Source organism: Colwellia maritima, assembly GCF_022669015.1.
Lineage (GTDB): Bacteria > Pseudomonadota > Gammaproteobacteria > Enterobacterales > Alteromonadaceae > Colwellia > Colwellia maritima.
The window spans coordinates 701,020-721,159 of sequence record NZ_JAKKSL010000002.1; the positions used below are offsets into that span (position 1 = coordinate 701,020).

The 20,140-nt window shown below is 35.4% G+C and carries 21 protein-coding genes, 1 tRNA gene and 2 pseudogenes; 19 read left to right on the forward strand and 5 right to left on the reverse strand.

What is annotated here, in order from left to right:
* Positions 1-79 precede the first annotated feature (79 nt).
* The 12 genes from L3081_RS13440 (at position 80) to L3081_RS13495 (ending at position 10,849) form a co-directional block, all read left to right on the forward strand.
* Entirely contained in the window at positions 80-1,249 is a 1,170-nt protein-coding gene (locus L3081_RS13440; protein ID WP_242286652.1) for a tetratricopeptide repeat protein, read from the forward strand.
* A gap of 124 nt (positions 1,250-1,373) precedes the next feature.
* Positions 1,374-1,928 carry a phosphoribosyltransferase gene (locus tag L3081_RS13445; protein ID WP_242286653.1) on the forward strand — a complete coding sequence of 185 codons (555 nt, stop codon included), beginning with the start codon at positions 1,374-1,376 and terminating at the stop codon, positions 1,926-1,928.
* A gap of 69 nt (positions 1,929-1,997) precedes the next feature.
* Entirely contained in the window at positions 1,998-3,020 is a 1,023-nt protein-coding gene (locus L3081_RS13450) for an alkaline phosphatase family protein (RefSeq protein WP_242286654.1), read from the forward strand.
* A 29-nt stretch (positions 3,021-3,049) separates the two neighbouring features.
* Positions 3,050-3,274 carry a hypothetical protein gene (locus tag L3081_RS13455; RefSeq protein ID WP_242286655.1) on the forward strand — a complete coding sequence of 75 codons (225 nt, stop codon included), beginning with the start codon at positions 3,050-3,052 and terminating at the stop codon, positions 3,272-3,274.
* Between the two features lie 91 nt (positions 3,275-3,365).
* On the forward strand, positions 3,366-4,601 hold the full coding sequence (locus L3081_RS13460; protein ID WP_242286656.1) for an EAL and HDOD domain-containing protein: 1,236 nt from the start codon (positions 3,366-3,368) through the stop codon (positions 4,599-4,601).
* Between the two features lie 221 nt (positions 4,602-4,822).
* Positions 4,823-5,821 carry a Gfo/Idh/MocA family oxidoreductase gene (locus tag L3081_RS13465; protein WP_242286657.1) on the forward strand — a complete coding sequence of 333 codons (999 nt, stop codon included), beginning with the start codon at positions 4,823-4,825 and terminating at the stop codon, positions 5,819-5,821.
* 18 nt (positions 5,822-5,839) lie between these two features.
* Entirely contained in the window at positions 5,840-6,430 is a 591-nt protein-coding gene (locus L3081_RS13470) for a class I SAM-dependent methyltransferase (protein WP_242286658.1), read from the forward strand.
* Between the two features lie 197 nt (positions 6,431-6,627).
* Complete coding sequence (locus L3081_RS13475; protein ID WP_242286659.1) at positions 6,628-7,245, forward strand: hypothetical protein; 618 nt, start codon at positions 6,628-6,630, stop codon at positions 7,243-7,245.
* A 39-nt stretch (positions 7,246-7,284) separates the two neighbouring features.
* The gene (locus L3081_RS13480; RefSeq protein WP_420839731.1) at positions 7,285-8,277 is read left to right on the forward strand and encodes a DEAD/DEAH box helicase; all 993 of its coding nucleotides are present in this window, start codon (positions 7,285-7,287) and stop codon (positions 8,275-8,277) included.
* A 41-nt stretch (positions 8,278-8,318) separates the two neighbouring features.
* Positions 8,319-9,566 (forward strand): S24 family peptidase, encoded by a 1,248-nt coding sequence (locus L3081_RS13485; RefSeq protein WP_242286661.1) that lies wholly within the window; start codon positions 8,319-8,321, stop codon positions 9,564-9,566.
* Positions 9,567-9,661: 95 nt separating this feature from the next.
* Positions 9,662-10,054, forward strand: coding sequence for a redoxin family protein (locus tag L3081_RS13490; RefSeq protein WP_242286662.1), 393 nt, complete (start codon positions 9,662-9,664; stop codon positions 10,052-10,054).
* A gap of 273 nt (positions 10,055-10,327) precedes the next feature.
* A complete protein-coding gene (locus tag L3081_RS13495; RefSeq protein ID WP_242286663.1) occupies positions 10,328-10,849 on the forward strand; it encodes a hypothetical protein in 522 nt (173 codons plus the stop codon).
* 109 nt (positions 10,850-10,958) lie between these two features.
* Here L3081_RS13495 and L3081_RS13500 read toward each other — a convergent pair.
* From L3081_RS13500 to L3081_RS13520, 5 genes are all read right to left on the reverse strand, one after another.
* A tRNA-Pro gene (locus L3081_RS13500) sits at positions 10,959-11,035 on the reverse strand.
* A 204-nt stretch (positions 11,036-11,239) separates the two neighbouring features.
* Positions 11,240-11,860: a hypothetical protein gene (locus L3081_RS13505; protein WP_242286664.1), complete on the reverse strand. Its 621-nt coding sequence runs from the start codon at positions 11,858-11,860 to the stop codon at positions 11,240-11,242.
* Complete coding sequence (locus tag L3081_RS13510) at positions 11,832-12,449, reverse strand: DUF3413 domain-containing protein (protein ID WP_242286665.1); 618 nt, start codon at positions 12,447-12,449, stop codon at positions 11,832-11,834. Before L3081_RS13510 ends, L3081_RS13505 begins: the two co-directional genes overlap by 29 nt.
* Positions 12,427-12,987: a DUF3413 domain-containing protein gene (locus L3081_RS13515; protein WP_242286666.1), complete on the reverse strand. Its 561-nt coding sequence runs from the start codon at positions 12,985-12,987 to the stop codon at positions 12,427-12,429. Before L3081_RS13515 ends, L3081_RS13510 begins: the two co-directional genes overlap by 23 nt.
* A 40-nt stretch (positions 12,988-13,027) precedes the next feature.
* Positions 13,028-13,246 carry a YejL family protein gene (locus L3081_RS13520; protein ID WP_242286667.1) on the reverse strand — a complete coding sequence of 73 codons (219 nt, stop codon included), beginning with the start codon at positions 13,244-13,246 and terminating at the stop codon, positions 13,028-13,030.
* 109 nt (positions 13,247-13,355) lie between these two features.
* Between L3081_RS13520 and L3081_RS13525 the strand changes: the two genes are divergently transcribed.
* From L3081_RS13525 to L3081_RS13555, 7 genes and pseudogenes are all read left to right on the forward strand, one after another.
* Entirely contained in the window at positions 13,356-13,643 is a 288-nt protein-coding gene (locus L3081_RS13525; protein ID WP_242286668.1) for a hypothetical protein, read from the forward strand.
* Positions 13,643-14,494: a nucleoid-associated protein YejK gene (gene yejK / locus L3081_RS13530; RefSeq protein ID WP_242286669.1), complete on the forward strand. Its 852-nt coding sequence runs from the start codon at positions 13,643-13,645 to the stop codon at positions 14,492-14,494. Before L3081_RS13525 ends, yejK begins: the two co-directional genes overlap by 1 nt.
* 182 nt (positions 14,495-14,676) lie before the next feature.
* Positions 14,677-15,706, forward strand: a pseudogene (gene pyrC, locus L3081_RS13535) (dihydroorotase).
* 2 nt (positions 15,707-15,708) lie between these two features.
* Positions 15,709-16,590 (forward strand): 6-carboxytetrahydropterin synthase, encoded by an 882-nt coding sequence (locus tag L3081_RS13540; protein ID WP_242286670.1) that lies wholly within the window; start codon positions 15,709-15,711, stop codon positions 16,588-16,590.
* Positions 16,583-17,434: a M23 family metallopeptidase gene (locus tag L3081_RS28335; RefSeq protein WP_242286671.1), complete on the forward strand. Its 852-nt coding sequence runs from the start codon at positions 16,583-16,585 to the stop codon at positions 17,432-17,434. The genes L3081_RS13540 and L3081_RS28335 overlap by 8 nt, the downstream gene beginning before the upstream one ends.
* An 81-nt stretch (positions 17,435-17,515) precedes the next feature.
* On the forward strand, positions 17,516-18,241 hold the full coding sequence (locus L3081_RS13550) for a substrate-binding periplasmic protein (protein ID WP_242286672.1): 726 nt from the start codon (positions 17,516-17,518) through the stop codon (positions 18,239-18,241).
* Positions 18,242-18,357: 116 nt separating this feature from the next.
* A pseudogene (locus L3081_RS13555) lies at positions 18,358-20,111 on the forward strand (SulP family inorganic anion transporter).
* The last annotated feature ends 29 nt before the right edge of the window (positions 20,112-20,140 follow it).

The window sequence follows — 20,140 nt, forward strand, 5'->3', positions numbered from 1 at the left end:
ATCATTCGATATTGCCGTTTTTTAATTATGAGCTATGCTTATTATTAACCCTTTTATTAATATTCGGGGAGAAAGAATAATGCGTATTATTGTCTTATTTCTATTTTTACCCTTATTATTTTCGTGCCAAAGTAATAATAGCTATCAAACTGGCACACAAAACGTGCCTCTATACTTAGATCAACAATTCATTAGTCCTACCTCTTCCTTTACATTAGAAACAGAAGACGAAATCTTTATGCTCGATGATGAAATGATCTATATGGTTGAGCATTCCATTAATACGACCAAAAATGTTGAAAAAAAAGCCACTAAATTACTAAAACAGATTTTTTCAAAAGATAACATTGCTCTGAGTTATGCCAGTAATGCCAATCTTACCGCAAGAGAGACTTTTCATAGTCAAGAGGCAAATTGCATGTCGCTTACTATAATGGCTTATGCTTTGGCCAAAAGGGCGAATTTAAGCGTAAATTTTCAACAAGTAGATGTACCTGAATACTGGATAAGAAATGGTCAGTTTAGCTTACTCACCGGACACGTAAATTTACTGGTAGATACCAATAGCGCTCTCAATAATCGTATTATCTATGGCCGTGACAAAATTCAAATAGATTTTGACCCTTATGCCGTTAAACAAAATTTTGCTAGGAGAGTTATTACCAAAAATAGGGTAGTCGCTATGTTTTATAATAATAAAGGTGGCCAAGCAGTTGTTCAACATAAGTATGATGTCGCCTATCAATACTTTAAAGCGGCAACCTTAAAAGACAAAACTTTTAGTCCTGCTTGGGGAAATTTAGCGGTGCTTTATCGCTTGAACGGTAATATAAGTGAAGCGGAGCAAGCCTACAGATACGCTATTTATATTAATCATAATAACTTAACATCATTAACTAATTTAGCCCTATTATTGCGCAGCCAACAAAAATATAAGGAAGCTAAGAAAATAGAATCAACCCTTATCCAAAAACGAATTGAGAACCCTTATTACCATGCGTTATTAGCAGATGAGGCCTATTATAAAGGTAATTACTCGCAAGCTTTGAAACATTATAAAAAAGCATTACGGTTAAATAATAAAATACATGAAATTTATTTTGGCATAGCTAAAGTGTATTATGAAATGGATAGGTTAGATGATGCTGAAAGTGCAATGAAAAAAGCGTTATCGTTAAATAAAGCCAAATCCATAGAGCATCAATACATTGCTAAGTTAAATTTTTTGCAGGCTGAAAGTGTTCATTAAATACATAAGTTTTTAACGAAATAAGCTTTATATAAAATAAAAACCTGACTAATTAGACAAATAATTTAAAAAACAAAAATAATCACGTTATAATAACCAAAAATTAGTATTAAGGTTTATTTCAATGGATAAAAAATTTATTACCGCACAAGAATTACTTGAAGATTCTTTTAGACTTGCCGCTAAAGTATACGAAGACGGTTTCAGACCACAATTTATTGTTGGTATATGGCGAGGAGGAGCTCCAATAGGTATTGCAGTTCAAGAATATTTTGATTATAAAAAAGTCGATACTGATCATATTGCGGTACGTACTTCTTCTTATTATGGCATTAACAAACAAAGTAAAGAAATAACAGTTCATGGACTGCATTATATTATAGAAAACGCCAATGCAGATGATGGTTTATTAATTGTAGATGATGTTTTTGATTCAGGGCGTAGCATTAAAGCTTTAATTGAAAAACTCAATTTAACCATGAGAAAAAACATGCCTAAGGATGTTCGTATTGCTTGTCCGTGGTATAAACCTAGCAATAAGCAAGTGGATATAACACCAGACTATACCGTTCATGAATCAACAGAATGGTTAGTGTTTCCACACGAAATATCAGGCTTAACGCCAGAAGAAATCGTTAAAGGTAAAGCTGATTTAGCAAATATCAAAGATTTATTTTAATTGCTTAATTGCCGTAAGCTGATGAATGCGCTTGGTGCAATTAACGGATGGGTTTCTAAAGGATAGAAAATGTCGCGTTTTATTTCTGCTTGTTTTTTTGTGTTGTTTTTTTGTAGTTCAGCCCGCAGTGAAACAACCCCACCCGTTATAGTTTTATTGTCCATTGATGGTTTTGCTTATGAGTATATTCATAAGCATCAACCACCGAACATTTTAGCTTTATCAAAATTAGGTATTTCGGCTAAGCTTGCATCGGTGTATCCAAGTAAAACCTTCCCAAATCATTTGTCGATTATTACTGGCAAATATCCCATACATCATGGCATTACGAACAATGCTTTTTATAGTCCAGAAATAGGCCAACACTATAAATTAGGGGCGGGTAAAAAAAATGCTGCTTGGTTAAAAGCCGATCCTTTGTGGACAGTAGCTGAACAACAAGGCTTGAAAACCGCCGTGTACTTTTGGCCAGAGTCTGAAGCGTTAGGCAAACAACCAACCTATAACATTCCTTTTAATACAAAAGACTCTAACCAAAAGCGCTTTGATCAAATTTTACAATGGTTAGCATTACCTGATGAACAGCGTCCACGTTTAATTGTAAGTTACTTTTCAACGGTTGACAGTGCAGGGCACACTTATGGGCCAAACTCAAAAGAAGTAGAGCAATCAGTACAAGAAATTGATTCTTTAATTGGTAAATTCATTGCTAAACTATCGGCAGATAATAATGATGACATTACACTTATTCTCGTATCAGACCATGGCATGATGGAGAAAGACAAAAACAAACTGATTAAACCCTCTACAACTTTTGATGCTTCTATACAAAATTTAATTAAAACCAAAGCCATTACTATGGCTAAAAATGATACCCAACTCTATCTATATTTTACCCCACCTAAATCAAATAATTTAGACCCCTCAGATGTACTAAGTCGTTTAAAGGTTATCGCTGAAACAAAACATAATAAAAATCTATATCACATTTATTCTAAAGGAAATTACCCAAAACATTGGCAGTTAAATACTGACAGTCCCCTTGTGCCAGATATTATAATTGAAGCAATACCACCAAAGCAACGTTTATAAAAGAAGCGGTTGATATAAAGACTATGCACATGGGAATGGGTACCCATGGATATGATCCATTCAAACAAAATGAATTATTAGGTATATTTATTGCGGTAGGTCCTGACATATCACAATCAAAAGAAATTTTAACCTTTGAAAATGTACATCTTTTTCCTTTTTTAAGTAAATTACTTAACCTTCAAGAGGTTAATAGTGTTGATGGTACAGGAGAAATGTTAATGCCTTATATTAAAGAGAAGGTAAAACCTTAAGCAAAATTTGCACTAACTTGCGATTTTACGCTAGTAATTTCATACGAAAATGGTAATCTTGAAGGTAATTAGTCCTCAATAAAAATGTAAAATGAAACATACCTATATCGCCAGACAAGCTATTCTTAATGAGAAATCAGAAACTATTGGTTACGAATTATTATTTAGAGATAGTAGCGATAACAAGTTTCCTGATATTGAACAGGATGTAGCGAGTTCAAAGCTGATTATTCAAAACCATATTCATGGTGATATTAAAACAATTAGTATGGGTAAACTGGCATTTATAAATTTTACTGAAAACTGCCTAATTCATAAATTTCCCTTAATGTTTGATAAAGACAGCATTGTGATTGAACTTGTAGGAGCAGATAAACCTACCAAAAAATTATTAAAAATCATTAAGTTTTATCATGAAAATGGCTACATGGTTGCACTAACCGAATATGATTTAGCGCCACATTGGGACGTACTTTTTCCGTATATTGATATTGTGAAAGTGGATATTGAAAAAATAAACACAAAACGAATAATTCATGCGGTTGAACGTATGAGACCTTTTAACATTGCAATTGCAGCAGAAAAAGTAGAAACAAGAAACCAACAACAAACACTGGCCGAAGTTGGGTTTGATTACTTTCAAGGTTATTTTTACCACGAACCTGAAATTATTGAAGGGCAAGCACTGTCACCCATTAAAACTCAAATGCTGAGTTTGTTAAGTGAAACGTTCAATTACCCATTAAATTTTGAAGCTGTTGCTGAAATTATCAGTCATGACGTTAACTTAACGGTTGGTTTACTTAAAATGGTAAACAATGTATCAACAGGCTCACGCGTTGAAATAACCTCATTAAAACAAGCCGCTGCCTATTTAGGTGAAGACAAACTAAGACAGTTTGTATCAATTCTTGCTTTATCAAACCTAACCTCAGAAACTACCGATGAAGTGTGTAAACAAGCATTGATTACAGGCAAAATGATGCTTGCCTTAAGTAATCATGTAGCCTTTAAAGAAGTTAATGATTTAGCGTTCATTACCGGTTTACTCAGTGCGATAGAAGTAATGTTGTCTATGCCAATGGCCGAAATTGTTAAAACAATGCCTTTAGCAAAACCAATAGAAACAGCCTTAGTGAAGCATGATGGTTTGTTGGGGCAATTACTCGATTTAACCACTAACTATATATTAGGTTATGAAAAGTTAAAATCTAACAAAAATTTAATTGAGAGCTTAAAACAATATTCATTAGACAAAAAACTTGTTCAAGAAGAATTTTTAAAAGCCATTGAATGGTGTAACAGCCTTAATATTGAAGCCGCATAACGATTTAAGCGCTTTAACCGTATTTTCTACAAGTAATAACTTAACCTTAACTCAGGGTTAAAAAGACATTAACTTATTGAAAATTAGTGTTTAATTTTCATCTTATCACTATAGCGAGACAGTTTTGCTACTTTCGTCCGCAAATTTAGTCCGCAAAATAAGCAAGGCAAATTTACGCGTGAATAAACGCGTGAATAAACGAGAAAATAGGGCAAGGAAATATGAGTAAAATAAAAACCGGTGTTTTAGGCTATGGATTTTCAGCAAAAGTATTTCATATACCATTCCTCAAAGCCCATGATGCATTCACACTAACCGCAATTACCCAAAGAACCGGCAATAAAGCCCAGTTAGAACATCCTCAAGCAACTATTTATCGAGACTATGAGTCGATGCTTGACGATGATCAAATTAACTTAATCATTATTACAACGCCAAGCCATATGCATTATGAACATGCCAAAATGGCCCTTAATAAAGGAAAACATGTACTGGTTGAAAAACCATACACCGCAACCTATAAGCAAGCCTTAGCATTAAATGCTTTGGCCATAGAAAAGGGCAAAGTCATAACCGTTTATCAAAATCGTCGTTATGACGGTGATTTTTTAACCCTTAAAGAAATTGTAAATCGTTCTGATGAAAATCCCTATGAGTTGGATGTTACCTGGGACCGATTTAAAATGGTTAACGACAATAGTTGGAAAGCTGCCGGCCTGCCTGCGAGTAATCAATTGTATGATCTTGGCACGCATTTACTTGATCAAATATTATGTTTATTTGGCAAGCCAATTAGCCTTAACGGACAAGTACGAAAGTTAAGAGAAGGCACCAAAATTGTTGATTACTTTTTTATCAACCTCAATTATAAAAACACAGTTGTCAGACTTAAATCAACAATGGCGGCTGTAAAAGCGGATGAGCGCTATAAATTGCATACTACCAAAGGAACCTACTATTTTCATGAAATGGGGGAGCAAGAACACCGGCTTATTGCCGGTATGGCCCCTGATAATCCAGAGTATGGTGATAATGCTAGTTATGATTTCTATAGCATTGATGGTAATAAAACAAGTAGGCAAGTCGTTAAAGGTAATTACTTAAACTACTATGCAAAACTTGCAGACGCCATAAATAATAATGGCGAATTACCTGTATCACACGCAGATGCTGTATTGTTGATCAAATATATTGAAGAAATTATGGCCACTGAGATGTAAGGTAATTAACAGGTTTATATGTCTAATAATTTTTATAATGAAAATGCTACTAGTTTTTTTAATGATACTGTTGAAGCAGATTTATCACCTATTTATCAACAATTTTTACCGCTAGTTAAAAGCGGATCTCATATTCTTGATCTTGGTTGTGGTTCAGGCCGAGATACTTTATTTTTCATCAATCAAGGTTATCAAGTAACAGCGTTTGATGCGTGTGAAGCGTTAACCGCTAAAGCAAGTGAATACACGGGAATAAATGTTACATTAAATACATTTGAAAATTTTAACAGTAAGTCACCAGAATGTTTATATGATGCTATATGGGCGTGTGCATCGTTACTTCATGTACCAAGTAATAAGATATCAGGCTCTTTCAAAAACCTAGCTAATCAATTGAAAATAGATGGTGTTTTTTATTGTTCTTTTAAATATGGAGATAATGATATTACTCGAAACGGTCGATATTTTACTAATGCAAATGAATCAAGGTTAAATGAGTTTATTAAAAATACTGGGTTAGTGATAGATAGAACTTGGATAACAGAAGATGTACGGCCTAATCGTCATGGTGAAAAATGGCTAAATGCAATATTGATTAAAGTAGCATAAATCTTCATGACTTTACTTAAGATTGATAGCTTATTAGCAAGCTATAATTACACCCTATCAGAAGTGGTTTCAGTCGGCCGTCTCTACTTAAATAAGTGCGCAAGTAAAAATAAGCCGCAATTTTAATTGATACAACACTTTACGATTTATTAATTGCAGACTTTCAATATGTTGATTATACAAGCTATCAAAATAAAGTGATGCATCAATATAATGGTTTATATCGTTTTTTAGGAACCGATATAGCACTTTTAAAAGCTGAGTTAGCATTATTTTTATCTGGAGGTATTGAAGAATTAGAGTTGAAAATATATGGATCTGACCGTAGCGAAACTCATATTGACCCAACACCTCCAGAATTTAACTTTGCCGTTTCATTTGAAAAAGTATTTGGTGCAAAACACATTTATGCCTTGCAAGCTGAAGCTCCCTATGTGGATCGCCAAGGCCACCGACGTTATATTGATTATGTGTTACATCGTAACTCAACACCTATCGCGATAGAGCTTAATGGTGAACAATATCATCACCCATTATCGGCTATTGTCTCTGAAAAAAAATATCGTTCGCAGCTGTTTAAACAAAACTCATTAGTCAATGATGGATACCGCGTTTTTCGTTGGTCAAATAGAGGCATGCAAGATGACTTTAAATTTGAAGATCAAATAAAAGAATATTTCGGTGACAAGCAAGGGTTTCAATCAGCGCCATTATATCGAGCTGAACGCACAATAGACTTTTCTTTATATGAACACCAAGCAACTGCAGTTAAGTCATTACAAGAAAAAGATCGAACGGCAATCAAACCTTTTTAATTGTTCTACCGCCAGGAACAGGGAAAACAGAAGTTTTTATTGAGGATTTTAGGCAAGAATTTTCGAAAGGGTTTGGTTAAAAGAGCATTAGCGATAGTGCCAAGTACAGAACTAAAAAAGCAGCTTATTAAACGAATTATCGTGCAATTAAAGGAGATTAACGTTGGCGAAGACTTTTACGATGAAACACTCGATGTCATTGTTCAAACGAGTGCTTATGTTTTAAGGCACTACAGAAGTCATGTTTCTACTCATTTCGATTATATTTTAGTAGATGAAGCTCATCGTGCTGCAGCACATGGTTTGCGCAATGTCTTAGAATATTATAATCCTCAAAATCTTTTAGGGTTAACAGCAACAGACCGTTTAGATCAACAAAGGTTGGAAGATATTTTTGGCAGTTATCAAATTAACTTGTCTTTGGAAGAGGCAATTAAACAGAAATTAATACCGCAGATTAGAGCATTTAGATTACAGTCGAATATTGACCTTTCCAGTGTACGCTTTAACGGCAAAGAATTTGTTAAAAGTGATTTGCAAAAGTCGGTGCAAGTACCGTCTCGTGATCAATTAGTTGTTGATCTGTTAGTAAAGTATTTCTCAGCCAGTCATTCTAATAGCCACACTAATGAATCACTACAAACAAAACAGGGCGTAATATTTTGTGTCGATATTAAACACGCCAAACGCATGTCAGCTCTACTGAATCAACATGGCGTAAAGTCTGCTTCAGTGCATGGCACAAACAGGAAAGGCTTAGATGAGTACAAGCAGGGCGCTATACAATTTTTATGTGCTTGTGATTTGATAAATGAAGGGTGGGATGCACCCCAAACATCAGTAATTGTTATGGCAAGGCCAACCATGTCAAAGGTGTTATATACTCAACAACTTGGCAGAGGAACTCGTAACCACCCTGATAAAGAAGCACTTTATGTTATTGATGTAGTTGATAGCTACAGCTCAGCGTTGCAACCATGGTCAGTTCATAGTCTATTCAATTTTGGCATGTACCACCATTTGGCGATTTAGTCAGAAATGTTGAAGGAACCCCTAATCGTGAGCTAATTATTTTGGATGGTTTATGGGAAACAGAGCGCCGATTAGAGCCAATTAATATATTTAACTTTGAGCAAGAGTTTGGCCATTTAATGAATGAAGAACAATTAGCGAGAGAGCTTTTTGTCTCTACATCAACAATTAAGTCTTGGTTAAAAAAACAAGAGATTAGTGCATATAGAACACTACCTTTTGGCAATAAAACACTTAATTACTTTTCTGAAGAACAATTGTTAATAATCAAAAAAGAAAAAAACATCAAAGATAGAACCGAAAAAACGCGTAAATTAGACTTCTATGAGTTTTTAGACAAAAAAGATTATACATTTTCTTATAAAATTATTTTTCTATTGGCAATGGTTAATCACTGTAATAACCGTGGTGAACTTAATATTGATAATTTGGTTAAAAAGTACCAACAATTTTATCAAGATTTATTGACAAAATTTGGAAGAGCTGAAAAACAGGGTAACCCACTTAATAAAACAAGTAACTTAAGTAATATTAATTATTTGAAAAAAAGCATAAGAGAAAATCCATTTGAAAAGTTTGAACGTAAGCGTTTCTTTTATCAGTGCAAAGATCTCAATATTATTTCATTTGATTCAGTGCTTTGGGAGAATTTAGAGTCAGCTGAACTCACCAAAATAACAGAACAGATGATTAAAGATGGTATAAATTACTTTAATAAAATTGATATAGAACTATCGCGCGAAGATTTCAATGTATTACTCAACCACACAGCTAAAGGGAATATAGCTAAATTTGTCAGACCTGTAGAATCTGTTCCTAAGGATAATGTAGCAGTAATTGAAGATGAAACTATTTCAGGTTTATATTTGCCATTTTATCAAAACCTTAAAATTGCTTGTGGCCATTTTAAAACCAACCAACATGACGAGGTTGAAATGCATTTCATTGCCGATACAGCTCACAGTTTTGGAAAGTTAAATCCCGATATACATTTTGTTGCCACAGCGTCAGGCAATTCAATGAACGGTGGTAAAGCGCCAATTGAAGACGGAGATTTATTATTACTTGAATGGATCACACCAAATAATGCAGGCTCTATTTCCGGTTTAACAATGGCAATAGAAACTCAAGATGAAACTGGAGACGATCAATATTTACTACGAGTTGTTAAAAAGCAGGCCAATGGAAGCTATTCACTTATCGCTAATAATCCTGATTACCCAAGTATGTTGGCAAATGACCAAATGACTACTTTTGCCAGGTTGAAAGCGGTTTTAAAAGATATATAAGCCTTTCTCTTACAAATTCGTGGTGGCAAAATACATTTAAAGTATTAAATTTTCTTACATACCCCAACTTAATAAACCAATAAGGTAAAATCATTTTGGAACATTTTAAAGCGCAAAGCGCGATTCAATTAGTAGAGCCCAATGAAGTAAGCAAGCGTATATCTGCGGGTGATACCTTTATAGTCAATGTAGTAGCAACATGGTGTCCAGATTGCACAGAAAGGCAAAAGTTATATATTGATGATTTTGCACAAAAGATGAAATTACAAGCAATCGATGTATTGCAAGTAATTGTTCAAAGGGTGAAAGGTGAATTTATCAATGATGAACACGCGCAATTGACCGCTAAATTTGGCGGACATGGCTACCCAAGAACGGTGTTAATTTGCCAAGGAAATATAGTAGATTCAGACAACGTTGAAATAATTACAGAAGATGCATTGTCAGCTTTAGCTGAAAAGTTTACTCAAATAATAAACGAGTCATAAATAGATACATAACAGTACCAAGAGTGGATTGTGTAAAAATTATACATCTTCAGTGGGTTTAGCTATAGTGATATGAGCATATTGCAATTAACTGATATTTACATGAGGAAGATAGGAGCAATCAACAATGAAAAGGAAAAAACTAGCATTGATAGTTGGGCTATTTTTTATCGGTAGTAGCCAAACCGTATTTGCAGAAAACTTTAACGATGTATGTAGTAACACCATTGAAGGTGCAAACATAGGTATGTCAAAAGAAGAAGTTCAATCAACTTGGCAACACGCGGCTTTGAAAATAGTAAACAAAAAAAACACAAATTATCTAAACACCCAGAATCAATACAGTCGTTACTTTTTCAAACTGAAGACCGTCAACCTAATGAAAATTTTGTAAAGTTGCTAGGTTGGAAACAGATACTTTCAAATGATAACCGACGTATTTTTGCTAACTATGTTGCACCTAAAGACCCTAGCAAAATTGAGGCATACGAAACGTTTTACCGTGCAAAGCTAACAGCTTTTTGCGAATATAATATAGAAACATTGCGTGAAACAGAGCCGGCTGTACGAGCTACTCGTGCTTCTCGAATGAATCCTAATCCGAAATCAGCTGTTCACGAGTTTTGCGAAAACGCCTTAAAAGGTGAGTTTCGCACTGACAGCAATGGCCATGCTCATCCACCACCGCATGGTTTGAGCATCACCAATGCACAAGGGTGTAGAGTAAGCATTTCTAACCTCAATTTAAGAGGTTACAAAGCGGCTTTTACTGTGAGTATTGAGAACAACCAATAACCACACAACAATAATTCTAGCAGATTGAAAAATAGATGTTCTTCAGTGTTACTTTTACTGGGATTTAGGCACAAAAAAAGACGTCCGAGGACGTCTTGATTCTTATATATGGTCGGAGTAGCAAGATTCGAACTTGCGACCTCACGTCCCCCAGACGCACGCGCTACCAAGCTGCGCTATACCCCGATCTACAAAACATTACTTTGTCATTAATATGAATACAGTAACCAGGGGAAGGTTACTATCAATAGTACTGATTTGCGTCGACTATATTAATGATTTATTTGATTAATGCAATCATAATTCGCTATTGAGGCGGTCAATTTTGATCAACCGCACAAGTATTAGCCAACTATTCGCTGCTACAGCCAACTATTCACCGCTACCATGTTATTCATTTACGTTTTCTAGCATTTGTTTACTAAAACGCTTGATAAAATGCACACCATCAATCATTAACGGAAAATCTTTATTTACGGTGATCGGGGCAGCTAATTGACTTGAGTAACTTTGAAAATTACCATTTTGGTCAATCAATACTGATTTATCTTTATTAAAAACCATTAAACCATTCGCTGAGGTATTGGCAATAACACGATCTCGATTTAAGCTAAGTAAGTCTGTGCCATTACTGTAGTTTTTATTGTCATGAGAACAATTCAACCAATTTGTCATTAATGTTGATTGCAAGTCCATATGACTTGTTAGTTTGTTAATTACGGCTCTACTGCTATCACGTTGTGAGGTGGTAGCAGGGGCAATCAACAACGCAGGTTTAGTTGATAACTGTGTCTCGTTCGTTTGATTACCTATTGAACTGATCCATATAATGTCTTTTTGTTGTTTTTGCTTTTGTGCTAACAGTAAAGCATCTACAAACAATGAAAACTGATAGTCATTACTGATGGTTTTTTCGCTGTTGTCGTTTTCTTTACCGCTTTTAAAATATATAACATGTAGCCCGGCTTTCTTCGTGTTTAACTTATTTGAAAAAATTGGTGGATATATCATTTAGCTGATATTGCTCGTCAAATAAACCAGTAAACCATTGTTCTTCATTTTCATTGCTTTGCTCAGTATCTGCGTTGCTGTTTGAATCAACCAGAGTAAAGGAGGTTGCCATGTTTTGTTGTTCAATCGCTTGAAATAATAACGGTTTAATTTGCTGTGTTAAAATATCTTGCTGATAAATACTGGGTAATGAATAGAATAAATTAAACCAAGCATCATTAAGCAAGGCTGAATCAACATGGTTATTAAATTGATAATTGTTACTGTTTGTTCTGTTGCTAAAGTTTTGCAATTGTAGCGCTGTTAATTGCTCATCCGTTAATATAATAAACACAGACTGCTCAGTATTAGCGTTAGTACATTGCTTGTCTATACTAGGATATTGCGGAATAGCATGACTAAAAGACAATGGGCTCGTGGTACGCTCTTTATAGGCGTCAATATCAAATAAACCGTATTTGGTTAATAAGGTTTGTGCTGTTGCAGGGTAAGACAAAGGTAAAACGGTGTCTTGACGTAATATATCGTAATCTAAATTAGCATCTGCCCATATATGGGTAAGATGGCTAAAGAAAAATGAAACGACCAAGCGCAAAAATAACGAAACGAGCAAACACGGTTTTTTGTAATTTTTTTAAATGCTTCCAAGCATAGTTACTTACCGTGAATTCATAACCCAAAATCATAATGGCAAACATGCCGCTTAATGTATAAAAAGCAACACTTTCTTGTGCTATTTCTTTGATTAAACTAAATATTTGGCTGCTTGATGAGGCATTTAAATGATAACCTAAACGGCTATAAATAAATCCATCTAGCAGTAAGAGTAGTAAACCAAAGGTGAAAATAATTGAACCGCTGATCCTAATGACTTTGGTGTTAGGCCAAACGATAGTTAACGGAAATAGCAGCAATACAAAGCTCATAAAGGTTAAAAACGCAATATGGCTTACCCAGGTAGTAATTAAATAGGCCTGACCTAATAAAGTGTCTGGTGCTGTTTCACTAAAAAGATAGTAAGAGGAAAGGGCGATTGCGGCAATAATATTAAAAAAAGTAAACCAATGGCTCCAACTGATTAAATGTAAAAGTTTTTTGCTATAGGTTTTTGTATCAAAAGAGACCATTGATCTTTATTCTTCTTATTTTGATGTTAAGTAAATAAAACTAGTGAGTTTTTTGAATTGATTGATTCAATGCGCGCGTAAAATTGTCTACAATAGCACGTTGCTTATCAGCAGGAATTTTACTAATAACATTGGTTATTGTATTTCCTAAGCACATAAGGGCTAAATCTGTGGTGGCTTGCTCGTTTACAAGTACATCCATTAGTTCTTGGATAATTTTTTCTACACGTTCGTTGGAGTATTTCGATACAATGGGCATAATGACACTTAATTGCTGATGATAAATAATATTTTGCCAGTTTATCAAATGCCTGAACAATATACTAATATATCAATACTAATATAACACTTAACGTAGACCTTAATTTATGAGTTTAATAATTTCCAATATAGCATTACATTTTATTTCTAAAAAAGAAGAATCTGGCGAGGTTTTGTTACGCTTAGGGCCTGAAGATATAGAGATAGGGGCAAAAATCACGGCTTTTGTTGATGGTTTACATGTTATTTATAACGCTAAAGGTAGTAAAGCTTACGGTAGTTTCTCAACAATGCCTGCACAAGCTATTAATACTGACAATGTTACCGACACCATTGAAAGTGTTGATGGTGTTGAAGCGACAGTGAAACAACCACAGCACGTTTTGTTGACTTAATGGAAGGCTATTTAGGCGAGCGTCAAAGTTTTTATGCCTTTAGTACCCAAGCTGCCAATACACTTAAAAATGAAATTGAAAAATATGACCTAGAAGAAAGCGGTTATTTGGTGGTTTGTCATTACGAATATATGGGTGGGCGCTATCTTTTAGTGGCGGTTATACCCGTGTCGCAACATTACAGTGTTGATGGTGAATTAAATATTTCTGCTGATAAACACCTTGATACAAATAAAATACAATTAGCTGCACGTATTGATCTATTCGATTATCAACAAAATGCCAGTGGTAATCGTTATATTTCATTTATCAAAGGGCGAGCAGGCCGTAAGGTATCTGATTTTTTCCTTGATTTTTTAGGTTGTGAAGAAGGGTTAAATGCAAAAGAGCAAACCCAAACTTTAGTACAAGCAGTAGAAGACTATGTTGCCGTTAATCAATTAGACTCAAGTGAAAAGCAACAAACGCGTAAAGAATTATTGAATTACTGTAAAGAGCAGAAAGCGAGCTCGCAAGATGTATCAATGCAAGAAGTGGGTAAAGTTATTGGGCATACCACAACGGATGCTAGTGGTAACGAACAGGATTTTTATCAGTTTTGTCAGCAACAATCTTATCCTATTGAAGAGTCGTTCCCACATGATCAAACTGTAGTGAATAAAATAACGAAATACTCGGGTTACGGAAATGGCATCAGTTTAAGTTTTGAGCGTAGTCATTTTGGGCAAGATGTTGTTTATAATCCCCATAATGATTCGCTTACAATTTATAAAGTTCCACCAAATTTGAAAGAACAGCTACAAGCGTTATTAACAGCCAACGACACTGACGAACCCATAGAAAACAGTTAGTCACTTTAAGTATAAAGTACTCATTAAAGTGAAATAGGTAGAGCTAAAGGGTTACGCGTTACCCTTGATCGCTTTATTTGACTGATTAAATATTACCGTATTATCAATTGCTTACTTTGTTTAATTGATAATTTAAAGAAAAGAGAGTTACCATGACAGATACTGTACAAGAAAACAAAAACATGACGTTAACCATTGCACGACCAGACGATTGGCATGTACATTTACGTGATGGTGACGTATTAAATAATACCGTAAAAGATATTAGTCGTTATTTTGGGCGAGCTATTGTAATGCCAAATTTGGTACCGCCAGTTACCGACAAAGCACTTGCTGAAAGTTATTATCAACGGATTATGGCTGCGCAACCTCGTGCTGATTTTCAGCCGTTGATGGTACTTTATTTAACCGATGCCACCACGGCTGAAACAATTATTGAAGCAAAAGAATCTGGACTTGTGTTTGCCGCTAAACTTTACCCTGCCGGTGCAACCACCAATTCTTCTTCTGGTGTTACCGATATAACTAAAATGGGTGATGTCTTTGCGGCAATGCAAGCGGTTGGTATGCCTTTGTTAATTCATGGTGAAGTTACCACAAACGATATTGATATTTTTGATCGTGAACACGTGTTTATTGAAACTATATTATCGCCGCTTGTGGCTAATTATCCTGATTTAAAAATAGTGTTAGAGCATATCACCACAAAGCAAGCGGTAGACTTTGTCAATAACGCTAGTAGCAATGTGGCCGCGACCATCACGGTTCATCACTTGTTATTTAATCGTAATCACATGCTAGTAGGTGGAATTCGCCCACATTATTTTTGTTTGCCTATTTTAAAACGTAATATTCACCAACAAGCATTAATTGAAGCTGCTACAAGTGGTGATGCCAAGTTTTTCTTAGGTACCGATTCTGCGCCACATGCTAAGCACGCTAAAGAATCAAGTTGTGGTTGCGCCGGTGTTTACACGGCTCATGCTGCAATAGAATTATATGCTGAAGTGTTTGAACAAGAAAACGCATTAGATAAATTAGAAGCTTTTGCCAAGACTAATGGCCCAAACATTCTATGAATTACCCGTGAATAGCGACCAAATAACTTTGGTTAAAAAATCTTGGCCTGTACCTGCAACATTAAATTTTGGTAATGATGTTATTGTACCGCTTAGAAGTGAAGACACTATTGCTTGGCAAGTGGAAGGTTAATAATGAAGTTATTTGTAAATGATCTTACCGTAATTGATTTTTCATACTTATGTAAAGAGCGCGGCATAGTAGGTGAAAGTTGGATAGTGGATGTACTGCTTGACGGTTCGTTAAATGAACAATCAATGGTATTAGATTTTGCTATTGTAAAAAAACAAATTAAAGCCATTATTGACGAGGCGGTTGATCACAAGTTGCTATTGCCAACACAACAACAAGCATTAACAGTTAATGATTCTTCTTATCATGCTGATCATCTAACCCTTGATTTTATTAGCGAACGAGCCAGTTATTATTTGCAATCACCAAGTTGTGCTTTTGCTTTAATAGACTGCTTAGCCATTACCATTGAATCGGTAACAGAATATCTAAATAAAATTATCATGGCAGAATTACCAAGTAATGTGCAGGGGTTAACATTAACTTTGCGTCCTGAAAATATAGCAGGAGATTATTATCATTATACCCACGGTTTAAAGCTTCATGACGGTAATTGTCAACGTATTGCGCATGGACATCGCTCAAAAATACAGATTTTTGTTGATAATGTAAAAGACAGTAAAATAGAGCACGATTGGTGTCAACGCCGGCAAGATATTTATATTGCCAGTGAATCTGACCGCGTGCCAAAAGCGGATATTCAGTTATCTGATTCGGCACTAACTAATGTTACACCCGATCATCAATATTTTAGTTATACCGCACCGCAAGGGCGTTTTGATATTGCGGTTGAAAGCAAAGTGTTGGATGTGGTTGATTGTGATTCTACCGTTGAACTACTTGCAGATTTTATTGCCAGACAAATACATAAACAACATCCTGATAATAGTATTAAGGTTATCGGCTATGAAGGGGTGGCAAAAGGAGCAATAGTTAGTGTTTAAAAATTTAAAACCATATACATTTATAAAAAACAGTTTTGTAAGTGCAACTATCTTACTTTCAAGCTTATACATCAATAATACAATAGCAGCGAGTATTAACGTATCAGGTGAAGTTAAGCAGGGTGGTTTAATTGTTGGTAAAACAGAGGCAAACAATAGTGTTACGTTAAATGCTAAACCGTTACCCGTTTCGGCACAGGGTGATTATGTTTTTGGTTTTTCTCGTGACGATGTTTCAAGTTATCAACTGGTTATTACTGAACCCGATGGCACGAAAGCGACAAAAACATTTACCCCGTTAAAACGCGATTATAAATTGCAGCGTATTGAAGGGATAAAAAAGAGTATTATGCAGCCAGACCCTAAAGCGGTGGCAAGGTCTCAAAAAGACAGTAAGCAAATTAAAACGGCTCGTAAAATATCTAGCGATCTCACTAGTTTTGCCCAAGGATTTATTGCGCCAATTAAAGGCACTATTACTGGGGTTTTTGGCAGCCAACGTATATATAACGGAGTACCTAAAAGACCGCATTTTGGTTTAGATTATGCGGGTGATATTGGTGATCCCGTAAAAGCGCCTGCTTCGGGTAAAGTGTTGCTTTGGGTACCTGATATGTTCTATTCTGGTGGTACTATGATTATTGATCATGGTCACGGCATTAGCTCTACCTTTTTACATTTGAGTCATTCTTTTGTAAAACAAGGGGATACGGTTAAGCAGGGTGATATTGTCGCCTCAGTAGGTAATAGCGGTAGAGTTACAGGACCGCATCTAGATTGGCGTATAAATTGGTTAGACGTAAAAATTGATCCTGCTTTAGTATTGAAAATTAACACATTATAATTAAATTATTTTGTAACATAGAAGCAAATTAATGAGTATTAAGCATGTTAAAACATTTTTTAAGCAATTAGTTTTTAGTTTTTGCTTAATTGTTCCGCCCAAAGCCAAGAATTTTCGGTTGGTTGGGAGCTTTGGTACCCTTATCAATATCATAACGAGCAAAATAAATTGACTGGTGTTGATATTGAATTGTTTAAACTCATCACCGAAAACGTGGGTATGTCAGTTTCTTATGTCGAGCTTCCTTGGCAACGTCATTTAATGTATATCAAAAGTGGTAATGTAGATATTGCTTTTGGTGCATCTTATACCAAGGAACGCGCCGAAAGCGCTTATTATTCAATTCCATACCGAAAGGAACTCGTTAATTTATTTGTCAGAAAAGGGATGTCTGACTCGATAAAGTTATCACAATTATCTGATCTGATTGGTAGCAAATACCTTATTGGTATTGAAAACGGTTATTATTATGGTAAAGAATACGAACAACTAAAAACGAATCCTGATTTTATCTCTCGCATAAATAGTGTGATTGATATTGAACAGAACGTTAAAATGCTAATGAAAGGGCATATTGATGGTTTTCTAGCAGACCCAATGTCGATACAGTCTTTCGTGGAAAAATATAAATTTCAGGATGAATTTGAAGTACACCCATTGCCCATTTATCAAGGGGATATCTTTATTATGCTGAGTAAAAAAACCTGTTCTCAAACTGACTTAGACAAGATTAATGATGCTATAATCTCCCTCAAAGAAAATGGTAAACTTGATCAAATAATTAATCATTGGTCAATTGTGAAGTAAATTCATACATTAACTTATTACTCCATTTAAGTAAGATCATCGTTCATAAAATACCGTGTTATTCTCCTCGAACCTTGGTTTTGCATCTTCAGTATGTTTAACGAGGAAAAAATCTTTTGTTGTCACGTTTATATCAATTCATGCCTGGCTTAATCACACTTTTCAACTATGACCGTAAATGGTTTACTGATGATGTAAGAGCAGGGCTATCCGTTGCAGCCGTAGCCCTACCTGTAGCTATAGCTTATGCTCAACTTACTGGGGTTAATGCCGCTGTGGGTTTATATTCATGTGTTTTACCCATGATTGTTTATGCAATGTTTGGCACGTCAAAACAACTTATTGTAGGCCCTGACGCGGCAACTTGTGCCGTGATTGCAGCAGTGGTTACCCCTTTAGCCGCAGGTGATAGTGTTAAACATTGGCAGTTAGTTATAACCATGACTGTGATGACAGGTGGGTGGTGTATTATCGCCGACCGTTTCAAGCTAGGAGTACTTGCTGACTTTCTATCAAAACCGATTTTAATGGGGCTATTAAACGGTGTTGCAATAACCATTATTGTTGGTCAATTTTCAAAAGTTTTCGGTTTTACGTTTGATGAAAAACATTTACTTGAACGTTTAGGCGGCATTCCAACCTATTTATCGCAAGCACACATACCCACAATTTTAATTTCTATACTGACGATCCTTATTTATTTTTTCATGAAACGCCTTAAACCAACATGGCCGGCCTCTATGTTTGCCATAGCATTAGGGGCTTTGTCCGTATGGCTTTTTAATTTAGAACAATTTGATGTGAAAACTATTGGTATGGTTGATGGTGGTTTTCCTTTATTTCATGCACCCGTATTTAATGTTGGGATTATCCGTGAACTTGTTATGCGGCGCTTAATTTGGCGATAGTAAGCTTTGTAAGTATGATGCTTACCGCCAGAAGTTTTGCTGCAAGAAATGGCTATGATATAAATGCAGACAAAGAATTTATGGCATTAGGTATGGCTAACTTCGCTTCTGCATTATCCCAAGGGTTCGCCGTTAGTGGTGCTGATTCACGTACTGCCGTTAACGATGCAAATGGCGGTAAAACACAATTAGTTTCTATTATAGCGGCCGGTATTATTGCTATGATAGCGCTTTTTTTAACCGCACCGCTCGAGTTTATACCCAGTGCATCCTTAGGCATTGTGTTAATAATAGCCTCTGTACAGTTACTTGATTTAAAAGCCGTATGGAAATTAAAAGTCAAAGACCGACAAGCATTTTATTTAACAGTATGTACTTTGTTTGCTGTGCTTTTCATCGGTGTTATTCCGGGTATTACGCTCGCTGTATTATTAGGTTTATTTCAATTTATTCGCACAGTTATGCGCCCAACCGACCATATATTAGGTGTTGATATTAATGGTGTTGTCAGAAGCATGGATACAAGCGATAAAGCAAAAGCAATAGACGGTATATTTATCTATCGTTTTAATTCACCCTTAACCTACTTTAATTCAAGCTATTTTAAACGTCGTTTATTAGAACAATATGCCAGACAAAAAGATGCGATTGAATGCGTTATTATTGACGCCGTTCCTTGTTTCACGCATTTAGATTTAAGCGTTATGGCCATGTTAGATGATTTGAATACCATCTTTAGAAAACGCGGCGTTCGTTTAGAAGTTGCGGGTAGAAAAAGACAATTACTTGCGTGGTTTGAAAAAGCAGAAATCAAATCTGGGGTTGATGGCATTTACGTACATTCTGATTTGTATCTAGCATTAAGACGGAACCAGAAAAAAGAACCGGTTGAAATTGTAACCGATGATACAACACGGCTTGATGAAACGCTTATTGACAACAATAAACCTGAACATGCTTAAAAACACACAATAGGTTGGGGTGTCACCTA